The sequence below is a fragment of the bacterium genome (assembly GCA_004299235.1).
GTDB lineage: Bacteria > Chloroflexota > Dormibacteria > Dormibacterales > Dormibacteraceae > SCQL01.
In genome coordinates this window covers 44,993-55,694 of the sequence record SCQL01000025.1, presented here as the reverse complement: position 1 = coordinate 55,694, position 10,702 = coordinate 44,993, and the positions used below count along the sequence as shown (strand labels likewise).

Sequence of the window (10,702 nt, the reverse complement as noted above, 5' to 3'; positions counted from 1 at the left end):
AGAGCAGATCATCATTAGTCACGGCGGCACCTCCTCATGGGCGTCAAGCACCCACAGGATGGGCCGCCGCTTCTACATCTGGGAAGTCCCCAGGTGTCTACAGATCTTGTGAGCCGTTCACCCTAGGCGGTGCCGGCCTCGAGCCGGTGGGCCACCGCCACCGCGCCACCGCGGCGCATGCGCGGAAGCGGGCTACGCCGCGCGGACAGTCGCTCCAGGTGCCGGGCAGACTGGTCCGAGCACGGTCTGAACCCTGGCCCAAACCTCGTCCGCGGCGTGTTGGTCTGGGCTCTCTTGCGGCCACGTGGCGGGCCACCAGCGCGTCGGCCGATCGTCGTCCAGAGGCCGGGAGTCGGCGCCGAAAAGCGCCCCCGCGACCGCGACGCCCGCCAGCGCCAGCAAGATCATCAACGCGTCCATGCCCCGATTCTGCCCCCAGCCAATCTCCGGAGCAACGGCGTCTTTCATGAGAAAATATCGCCATGCCGGTTAATTGGCGTTCGATCGACCTGAAACACCTCCACGCCCTTCGCGCCATCGCCGCCAGCGGCACGTTCTGGGCCGCCGCCGAGCAGCTCAACGAGGCTCAGTCGACCGTCAGCGACCACGTGGCGGCCCTGGAGGCCCTGACCGGTCAGCGTCTGATCGAGCGTTCGCGCGGGCGCCGGACGGTCGAGCTGACCGCCGCCGGCAAGCTCCTCCTCGGCCACGCCACCGCCATCGAGGCCCGTCTCTTGGCCGCCGAGGCCGACTTCCGCGCCTTCGCCGCCGGACGTTCGGGGAGGCTGCGAATCGGCATCTACCAGAGCATCGCCAATAAGATCCTGCCCGAGGTGATGCGCCGCTTCACCGAGCGCGGACCCGAGGTGGACATCCGGCTGTCCGAGCAGGCGCAGGACGAGGAGCAGGTGGGCGCCGTCGAGCAGGGCGAGCTGGACGTCAGCTTCGCGGTCCAGCCCATCCCGTCCGGCCCCTTCGAAGTGCGTGACCTGATGCGTGACGCTTACGTGCTGCTTGCGCCTTCAGATTCCGAGCTGGCGGCGCGCCGGCCCAGTGTTGCCGACCTGGCGGGCGTGCCCATGATCGGCTACCACCCGGGGCGCACCGAAGACCTGGCGGAGAGCTACCTGCTGGGGCATGGCGTGCGGCCGAACTTCATCTTTCGAACGAATGACAACGGGACCGTGCAGGCGATGGTGGCGGCGGGGTTGGGCGTGGCCCTGGCCCCACTCCTGGCGATCGACGAGACCGATCCCAAGACCGTGGTGATCGAGCTGGCCGAGCCGATTCCGCCGCGCGTGCTGGCCGCCGTCTGGCATCGCGACCGGTATCGCCCCCCGGCGGCGGCGGCATTCGTCGAGACCGTGGCGGCGGTTGCGGGCGAGGTGGAGCGGGCGCACAACGAATTCTTGAAGAGCAGGCCGAAGCGACCGCACGCCTGAGCTAGTTGAGCCGCTCCACGATCATCGCCATCCCCTGGCCGCCGCCGACGCACATCGTCTCCAGCCCATAAGCCTTGTTCTTCTCACGCAGGCCGTTGAGCAGCGTGCACAGGATGCGGGCGCCGGTCATGCCGAACGGGTGACCCAGCGCGATCGCCCCGCCGTGAGGGTTGAGCTTGTCGCTGAACGGGTCGACGCCGATCCCGCGCGCCGCGGGGATGACCTGGGCGGCGAAGGCCTCGTTGATCTCGACGATGTCGATGTCGTCGATGGTCATCTTGGCGCGCTTCAACGCCTGCCTCGAGGCGTCGATCGGACCCAGGCCCATGAACTCCGGCGCCAGCGCCGACAGGCCCGTCGACACGATGCGCGCCAGGGGCCTGAGCCCGAGCTCCTTGGCCCTGCGGTCGGACATGACAACGACCGCCGCGGCGCCATCGTTGAGCGGGCACGCGTTGCCCGCGGTCACGGTGCCGTCCTCGCGGAACGCCGGCTTCAGCGCGGCCAGCACCTCCATGGTCGTCCCCGGCCGCGGTCCGTCGTCCCGGGTGAAAAGCTGGCCGTTGGGGAGAGGCACCGGGACGATCTCGCGGTCGAAGAAACCATCGTCTCGGGCCCTGACCGCCGCCTCCTGGCTCTTGACGGCAAAGCGGTCCTGCTCTGCGCGGCTGATCCCCTCGCGACTCGCCACGTTCTCGGCGGTCTGTCCCATGGCGATGTAGATGTCGGGATACTCGTCGGTGTTCCCGGGGACCAGCCTGGAGTTGTAGGTGTCAGGTGCGTCCGGATAGCCGCTGCCGTAGCGCGATACGCACTCGACGCCGACCGACAGGAAAACGTCGCCTTCGCCCGCCTCGATGGCGTGCGCAGCCATCCGCGTCGTCATCAGCGAGGAGGAGCAATACCGGTTCACGGTGACGCCGGGGACGTCGAGGCGGGCGAGGATCGAGACCACCCGGCCGATGTTGTGACCCTGCTCACCACCCGGCAAGCCACAGCCGCAGATGAGGTCTTCGATCTCGGCGCGGTCGAGCTCGGGCACCTGCTCCAGCACCTTGGTCACCACGTGGGCCGCGAGGTCGTCAGGCCGGACGTCGACGAGCGATCCCTTTCTGGCCCTGCCGATCGGAGAGCGGCCGCAAGCGACGATCACAGCCTCAGTCATGCCCGAATTATCGTCCCCTTACCGGCGCCGGAACGGCCGCGGCGTGCGAGAACGACGGGAATGTCCAGGCGATGGACTTTGACCGCCTCCGGGCTCACTTCGTCTTGGGAGCTCGGCTCTTGGGCGCCTTCGGCTTGGCGGCGGCGGCGGCGCGAGGCGCCGCTGCCCGCTTGGCCGGCTTGGGCTCAGGCGGGTCTTCGACCGCGGCCGCGGCCGGGGTCGCGTCTTCAGTCGTTGGGGCCGGCTCGGCGACCGCCGGGGTGTCGGCGCCGGCGAGGCCCATCGAGCTCGACAGCGTCCGGTGACAGCTCTCGCACGTGACGACGGTGCGGACCAGCGTGCCGAGGTGCCGCTCCTCGCGGCGGAGGTTGCGCGTGCGGGCGCAGAAGGAGCAATGCCCCGCGTCGATCGTGACTTTGATCTGCCCCGGCCTCTTGTTCATGGCCACCTACGGTAGCTGAGCGGTGCCGCCCGGCGTTGCTTCCGGCTGCTAAAATGCTGCGAGCGGTCAGTTCCTTTAAGTCTGGTCCCGAGAGACCAGGAAGGAGGATTTTTCATGGCGATCGGCTCCCGGCTGCGGCACGTCATCGAAAGCCAGCAGTTCTCCCGATCATTGCTCGAAGACCTCCTGACGCGCGCCGAGGAGATGAAGAGCGAGCCGCATCGGTTCTCCGGCCGGCTCAACGGCCAGGTGATGGCGGCTCTCTTCTACGAGCCGTCGACCCGCACCCGCCTTTCTTTCGAGGCGGCGATGATGCGCCTTGGCGGCCAGACGATGGGCACGGACAATGCCCGCGAGTTCTCCTCCGCCGCCAAGGGCGAGACGCTCGAGGACACGATCCGCATCGTCGGCGGCTACGCCGATGTGATCGTGCTGCGTCACTACGAGGAGGGCGCCGCCAGGCGCGCCGCTGCCGTCAGCACGGTGCCGGTCATCAACGCCGGTGACGGGCCGGGACAGCACCCGACGCAGGCTCTGCTCGATCTCTACACGATCCGCGACGAACTGGACCGGATCGATGGCATCCGGGTCGCGATGGTCGGGGACCTGGCCAACGGCCGCACGGTCCGCTCGCTCACCTATCTGCTCAGCAAATTCAAGGACATCAAGTTCTGGTTCGTCGCGCCGCCGCAGGTCGCCATGAGGGACGACCTCAAGGCCCACCTGGATGAGCACCACGTACCCTGGGTCGAGACAGAGGACCTTGAATCCGTGCTGCCCGAGGTCGACGTCGTCTACCAGACGAGGATCCAAAAGGAACGCTTCACTGACCCCGAGGTCTACAACGCGCTCAAAGGCGTGTACCGGATCGACAACGGCTCGCTCGCGCTGATGCGCAAGTACGCGATCGTGATGCACCCACTCCCGCGCGTGGACGAGATCGCGCCGGAGGTCGATGCCGACCCACGCGCCGCGTACTTCAGGCAGGCGAGAAACGGGCTCCACATCCGGATGGCGCTGCTCGAGCGCGTCATGGCATGAGCGTCACCCAGGGGCGGCTCAAAGCGACCGTGATGGACGCCGAGCAGATCCGGCGCTCGCTCTCCCGTATCGCGCACGAGATCGTCGAACGCAACCGGGGGGCCGGCGACCTGGTGCTGGTCGGCATCGTCGCCAAGGGCGACCACCTCGCGCTGCGCCTCGCGGCCAAGCTGAGGGAGCTGGAAGGGGCGCCGGTCGCGGTCGGCGCGCTCGACACCTCCAGGCATCGCGACGACCGCCACCTCCGGGAGCCGGCGCATCACACCGCATCGAGCATGCCGGACGTGGACGGCAAGGTCGTGGTGCTCGTGGACGACGTCATCCACCACGGCCGCACCGTGCGCGCGGCGATGGATGCCCTGATGGACTTCGGCCGCCCCCGCGCGATTCAGCTGGCGGTGCTGGTCGATCGCGGCCACCGCGAGCTTCCCATCCGGCCCGACTACGTGGGCAAGAACGTCCCGACTTCGGACTCGGAGCGGATCGAGGTCCTCGTCGCTGAGGAGGACGGTATCGACCAGGCGGTGATCGTTGCCGGCTAGCAAGCGGTTGGCGGCACTCGTGCTCGAGGACGGCCGGGCCTTCGTCGGCGCGGCCTTGGGCGCTGACGTCATCGGCGAAGGAGAGGTCGTTTTCAACACCGCCATGACCGGCTACCAGGAGGTGATCACCGACCCCTCCTACGCCGGCCAGATGGTGTGCATGACCTATCCGCTGCAGGGGAACTACGGCGTGCGAGAGGCCGATGCGGAGTCGGCGCGGCCGTGGGCGAGGGCGGTCATCGTGCGCTGGGCCTGCCCAAGCCCGAGCCATCACTCGAGCGAGGCCTCGCTCGACGAGTACCTCCGGCGGTGGCGAGTCCCGGCGATCACCGAGATCGACACGCGGGCGCTGACCCGGCACCTGCGCACACGCGGCACGCTGCGCGCGGTCCTAACTCACGAATCCAAGCCTCCCGACCAGGCGCGGCTGGCCGAGCTGGCGCTGGCGGCGCGCCGGGTGGCGCCGCTGTCCGAGCAGGATCTCGTCGCCGCAACCTCACGCACCGTGAGGGCGGAGTGGCTCGAGGCGCTCCCCGGGGAGCTGCGACCGGCGCACCGAAGCGACGGGGCGGGGCTGTCGATCGCGGTCGTCGACTACGGCGTCAAGACGAACATCCTCCGCTCGCTCCGCGAGCGCGGCTGCCGCGTCATCGTGCTGCCGCACACCACAACCTGGGCGGACGTCGAGGCAACCGGGGCGGACGGGATCGTGCTTTCGAACGGGCCGGGCGACCCGGCGGTGCTCGACGGCCCCGTGGAGCTGGCGCGCCGCGCCCTGGGCCGAATCCCGCTGTTCGGCATCTGCCTGGGCCATCAGATCCTCGGCCGCGCCGCGGGGGCCAGCACCTCGCGCCTGCCGTTCGGTCATCACGGCGCCAACCACCCGGTCAAGGACCTCGAGACCGGCGGGGTCCACATCACCAGCCAGAACCACGAGTTCCAGGTCGACGCCGCGTCGGTCCCGGCGGGCGACTTCTTCGTCTCGCAGCGCAACCTGAACGACGGCTCGGTGGAGGGCCTCGGCCACCGCACCCTGCCCGCGTTCAGCGTCCAGTACCACCCCGAAGGCTGTCCGGGGCCGCAGGACAACCAGCACCTGTACGACCGCTTCGTCGAGATGGTCCGCAACCGGCGCCCGGTGCTCAGGGCGGTCGGGGGGGCCACGCAACCTGAAAAGCCCAGGAAGGTGCTGATCCTCGGCTCCGGGCCGATCGTCATCGGCCAGGCCGCCGAGTTCGATTACGCCGGCACGCAGGCCTGCAAGGCCCTGCGCGAGGAAGGCATCACCACCGTGCTCGTCAACTCCAACCCGGCCACGATCATGACCGACGAGGAGGTGGCGGACCGCGTTTACCTCGAGCCGCTGACCGTCGACGCGGTCGAGCGTGTGATCGCTCGCGAGCGGCCCGATGCGCTGCTGCCCACCCTTGGCGGCCAGACCGGCCTCAACCTTGCCACCGAGCTGGCCAGCGCCGGCGTGCTCGACCGCCACCACGTCCGGCTGCTGGGCGCGAGCATCGAAACGATCCGCAAGGCGGAGGACCGCGAGGCCTTCAAGAAGATGCTGCAGGACCTCGGCGAGCCGGTGCCCGTGTCAAGAGTGTGCGAGTCGCTCGAGGACGTGGCGGCTTTCGCGAGCGAGGCCGGGCTGCCGCTGGTCATCCGGCCGGCGTACACGCTGGGGGGCACCGGCGGCGGCTTCGTCACCACCGAAGACGAGCTGAGGCGCATCGCGCAGCGCGGGCTGGACGCGTCGCCCATCCACCAGGTGCTCGTCGAGCGCTCGCTCTGGGGCTGGAAGGAGCTCGAGTACGAGGTGATGCGGGACGCGGCCGGCACCTGCATCACGGTCTGCAACATGGAGAACCTCGACCCGATGGGCGTCCACACCGGCGACTCGATCGTCGTCGCGCCGGCGCAGACCCTGTCGGACCGCGACCACCAGATGCTGCGGTCGTCGGCGATTCGCATCATCCGCGCGCTCGGCATCGAGGGCGGGTGCAACGTCCAGTTCGCCCTGGACCCGAAGAGCTCGACCTACTACGTGATCGAGGTCAACCCGCGGGTGAGCCGCTCCTCGGCCCTGGCCTCCAAGGCGACCGGATATCCCATCGCCCGCGTGGCCGCGAAGGTGGCGGTGGGGAGGCGTCTGGACGAGATCCGGAACGAGGTCACCGGCCGGACATTCGCGGCGTTCGAGCCGGCGCTCGACTACTGCGTGGTCAAGATCCCCCGCTGGCCGTTTGACAAGTTCCCCGCCGGCGACCGGCGCCTCGGCACGCAGATGGCGTCGACCGGTGAGGTGATGGCGATCGAGCGGACGTTTGAAGCCGCGTTGACCAAGGCCATGCGCTCGCTGGAGCAGAAACCGCCCGCCGCCTCGGACCTGGCGCGCGCCGAATTGATCGACCAGCCCAACGACCGCAGGCTCTTCGCGCTGCTGGCTGCGCTCCGGGACGGCGCCGACCCGGCATCGCTGGCGGCCAGAAGCGGGATCGATCGCTGGTTTGTCGACCGCATGGCCACGATCGTTCGCCTCGAGAGGGAGGGCGACGTGCGCGAGCTGCGGCGCGCCGGGTTCTCCGACGCCATGATCAGCGCCCTACGCGGAGAGCGTGTTGAACCGTCGACTCCCGCTTACAAGCTCGTCGACACGTGCGCCGCCGAGTTCGATGCGGCAACGCCCTACTACTACTCGTGCTGGGAGGAGGAGAGCGAGAGCTCTGAGGCCGGGCGCGCGCCTCATGCTCAAGCCAAGGGCGCAACGTCGAATCGCGCCGCTCGGACGGCGCTGGTCATCGGGTCGGGCCCGATCCGCATCGGCCAGGGGATCGAGTTCGACTACTGCTCCGTCCACGCCGCCTGGTCGCTGCGCAAGGCAGGAGTCCGGGCGGTCCTGGTCAACTCCAACCCCGAGACGGTGTCCACGGACTTCGACACCTCCGACCGGCTCTACTTCGATCCGCTCGACCTGGACGGCGCCGCCCAGGTCGCGGAGGTCGAAGGCGTCGAGGGCGCGCTGGTGCAGTTCGGCGGCCAGACCTCGATCAACCTGGCCGCGTCACTGGAAGAACGCGGGGTCGCGATCCTCGGCTCCACGGTGGAGGCGATCGACCTGGCCGAGGACCGGCGGGCGTTCGCGAAGGCGCTCGATGCGATCGGCATCCCGCAGCCAGTCGGCGGCACGACCACCACGGTCGAGGAGGCGATCGTCATCGCGGAACGCGCGGGCTACCCGGTGCTGGTGAGGCCGTCGTACGTGCTGGGCGGGCGCGCCATGGAGATCGTCCACGACCGGCGCGGGCTCGAGCGCTACATGGTGTGGGCGATCAGCGCGTTGCCGCGCGGCACGGTGCTGGTCGACAAGTACCTCCAGGGCGATGAGGTGGAGGTCGACGCCGTCACCGACGGCGAGACCGTGGTCATCCCCGGCGTGATGCAGCACGTGGAAAGGGCGGGAGTACACTCGGGCGACTCGTACGCGGTTTACCCGGCGCCGGGCCTGGAGACATCCGAACTCGAGGACGTGGTCGATTACACGGTGCGAATCGCGCGCCATCTGCGTTTGCGAGGACTGGTCAACGTCCAGTACGTCGTCCACCGCGGCAAGGTGCACGTGCTCGAGGTCAACCCGCGGGCGTCGCGAACGGTGCCGTTCCTTTCCAAGGTCACCGGCGTGCCCATGGTCGACATGGCGACCCGGGTCATGCTCGGGGAAAAGCTGTCCGACATGGGCTGGGCGACGGGACTCTGTCCCGCGCGCCCTTTGGTGGCCGTCAAAGCCCCGGTCTTTTCGATGAACAAGCTGCCGGCGGTCGACTCATACCTGGGACCCGAGATGAAATCGACGGGAGAGGCGATCGGGATCGACCGCACGTTGACCGGAGCCCTGCGCAAGGCCTTTGCGGCCTCCGGGATGCATGTCAAACGTGGCGGTGGCGCGCTGCTGACGATCGCCGATGCGGACAAGCCGGAGATCTTCCCGATCGTCTCGCGGCTGGTCCAGATGGGATGCCGGCTGGTGGCGACCGAAGGCACCGCGAAGGCGCTTCGGCAGGCCGGCTTCTCGCCGAGAGTCGTCGCCAAGATCGGCGACGAGGGCCCGACCGTGGTCGACGTCATCACGCGTGGCGAGGTCGACCTGGTCATCAACACGATGTCGAACATCTACACCGACCCGAGCGAGGCCGGCGGCCCGGTTTTCAAAGACGGCTTCGAGATCCGGCGCGCCGCCGTCGAGCGGCGCATCCCGTGCCTGACCTCGCTCGACACGGCCGCGGCGCTGGTGGAATCCGCCGCCGCCGCGCCCGGTGAGATGGAGGTGCGGACGATCGAAGAGTGGAGAGAGGGTGGGGTGGCGAGGCCCGGCTCCTAGTGTTTCTCGTGGACGCCCGGATCGCCGGCAAGCGGAGGGTGGCGCGGGAAATGTGGGTGCTCGCGATGGACGCGCCGGAGATCGCGGCTTCGGTCCGCGCCGGGCAGTTCGTCAACCTCGGCTGGACCCCGGGGCCGCTGCTGCGCCGTCCCTTCTCGGTCTACCGCGTAGATGACGATCGCATCGAGATCGTCCTCAAGGCCGTGGGCGCCGGCACCGCGCAGCTGCTGGACATGGACCGCGGCGATCGCGTGAGCTGCCTCGGCCCGCTGGGGCGTGGCTTCGATCTCGGGGCCGGTCCGCGAAGCATCGTCCTCGTGAGCGGCGGCCTGGGGGTCGCACCCATGCCCCTCGCCGCCAGGGAGGCCACGGCGCTGGGCATGCGCGTGACCTGGGTGCACGGCGCTCGCAGCCGGGAGGAGCTGTGCACGGAGTCCGGCGGCGACGAGGTGATCTGGGCCACCGACGACGGCTCCCAGGGATTGGCCGGCACGGCGGTCGCCGCGGCCCCCGATGCCGACCTCGTGCTCGCCTGTGGTCCGAACCCGATGCTCGCGGCCGCGGCCGATCGCTGGCCGGACGCGCTGGTCGCCGTCGAGACGTACATGGGTTGCGGGACCGGGGTGTGCCTGGGCTGTGCGGTCCCCCTCAAGCGCGGCGGATACGACCGCGCCTGCAAGGAGGGTCCGGTCTATCGCGCCGCCGACATCGATTGGACGGCCCTACCCGCGCATCTGCCCTATGCGGTGACGGCATGACCGGGATGGCGGTCACGATCGGCGACCTCAAGCTGCGCGGGCCGGTGCTCGCGGCCTCAGGCACATTCGGCTACGGGACGGAGGTGCCGCTGCTCGAGCGCAGGGCGCTGGGGGCGATGGTCTCCAAAGGCATCTTCCTGCGCCCGCGGCGGGGGACCGCGCCACCGCGCATCGTCGAGACGCCCAGCGGGATGCTCAACGCCATCGGGCTGCAGGGTCCAGGCGCCGACGCCCTCATCCGCGACTATGCGCCTCTGTGGGCGGATTGGGATTTCCCCGTCCTGGTCAACATCAACGGCGAGTCGGCATCGGAATACGGCGAGCTGGCGGCCCGCCTGGACGGAGTTCCAGGCATCTCCGGCTTCGAGATCAACATCTCGTGCCCCAACGTAGAACAGGGCGGCCTTTACTTCGGCAACGATCCGCGCGCGGCCGCAGCCGTGACCGAGGCCGTGCGCAAGCGAACCACGCTGCCGGTGTGGGTGAAGCTCACGCCCATGGTCAGCGACATCGGAGTCATCGCCCGGGCGGTCGAATCAGCCGGCGCCGACGCCCTGTGCGCGATCAACACGCTGGTCGGCATGTCGATCGACCTGAACGCCGGCAGGCCGCGGTTGAGCTTTCGGACCGGGGGCCTGTCCGGGCCGGCGATCCGGCCGCTTGCCGTGTATCTGGCGCATCAGGCGGCGCGGGCGGTGAACATCCCGGTGATCGGGATCGGCGGCATCGCTCGCGCCGAGGACGCGCTCGAGTTCCTGGTCGCGGGCTGCGCCGCGGTGCAGGTCGGCACCGCCACGTTCGTGAACCCACGCGCCATCGCCGACGTGCACGACGGCATCGCCGCCTACCTGAAGGCGAAGGGGTTGGGTTCGCCGGCCGATCTTCCGCGTCACCTGCCGAAAGATTGACCGGCTCGATTCCAGGGTCCAACCCTCAG

At 69.3% G+C, this 10,702-nt stretch carries 9 protein-coding genes; 6 read left to right on the top strand and 3 right to left on the bottom strand.

The window, feature by feature from the left end:
* Positions 1-192: 192 nt before the first annotated feature.
* Positions 193-420: a hypothetical protein gene (locus tag EPN29_07010; GenBank protein TAN33155.1), complete on the bottom strand. Its 228-nt coding sequence runs from the start codon at positions 418-420 to the stop codon at positions 193-195.
* Between the two features lie 62 nt (positions 421-482).
* Here EPN29_07010 and EPN29_07005 point away from each other — a divergent pair, with 62 nt between their 5' ends.
* Positions 483-1,442: a LysR family transcriptional regulator gene (locus tag EPN29_07005; protein ID TAN33154.1), complete on the top strand. Its 960-nt coding sequence runs from the start codon at positions 483-485 to the stop codon at positions 1,440-1,442.
* A gap of 1 nt (position 1,443) precedes the next feature.
* Here the strand turns inward: EPN29_07005 and EPN29_07000 are convergent, their stop codons facing one another.
* Both EPN29_07000 and EPN29_06995 read right to left on the bottom strand, forming a co-directional pair.
* Positions 1,444-2,607, bottom strand: a complete 1,164-nt coding sequence (locus EPN29_07000) for an acetyl-CoA C-acyltransferase (GenBank protein ID TAN33153.1) — start codon at positions 2,605-2,607, stop codon at positions 1,444-1,446.
* A gap of 94 nt (positions 2,608-2,701) precedes the next feature.
* Positions 2,702-3,049: a hypothetical protein gene (locus tag EPN29_06995; protein ID TAN33152.1), complete on the bottom strand. Its 348-nt coding sequence runs from the start codon at positions 3,047-3,049 to the stop codon at positions 2,702-2,704.
* A 114-nt stretch (positions 3,050-3,163) separates the two neighbouring features.
* Here EPN29_06995 and pyrB point away from each other — a divergent pair, with 114 nt between their 5' ends.
* From pyrB to EPN29_06970, 5 genes are all read left to right on the top strand, one after another.
* The gene (gene pyrB / locus EPN29_06990) at positions 3,164-4,090 is read left to right on the top strand and encodes an aspartate carbamoyltransferase (GenBank protein TAN33151.1); all 927 of its coding nucleotides are present in this window, start codon (positions 3,164-3,166) and stop codon (positions 4,088-4,090) included.
* Entirely contained in the window at positions 4,087-4,632 is a 546-nt protein-coding gene (pyrR, locus tag EPN29_06985; protein TAN33150.1) for a bifunctional pyr operon transcriptional regulator/uracil phosphoribosyltransferase PyrR, read from the top strand. The genes pyrB and pyrR overlap by 4 nt, the downstream gene beginning before the upstream one ends.
* 1,117 nt (positions 4,633-5,749) lie before the next feature.
* The gene (gene carB, locus EPN29_06980) at positions 5,750-9,007 is read left to right on the top strand and encodes a carbamoyl-phosphate synthase large subunit (protein ID TAN33162.1); all 3,258 of its coding nucleotides are present in this window, start codon (positions 5,750-5,752) and stop codon (positions 9,005-9,007) included.
* On the top strand, positions 8,971-9,765 hold the full coding sequence (locus EPN29_06975; protein ID TAN33149.1) for a dihydroorotate dehydrogenase electron transfer subunit: 795 nt from the start codon (positions 8,971-8,973) through the stop codon (positions 9,763-9,765). The genes carB and EPN29_06975 overlap by 37 nt, the downstream gene beginning before the upstream one ends.
* Entirely contained in the window at positions 9,762-10,673 is a 912-nt protein-coding gene (locus EPN29_06970) for a dihydroorotate dehydrogenase (protein TAN33148.1), read from the top strand. The genes EPN29_06975 and EPN29_06970 overlap by 4 nt, the downstream gene beginning before the upstream one ends.
* Positions 10,674-10,702 lie beyond the last annotated feature (29 nt).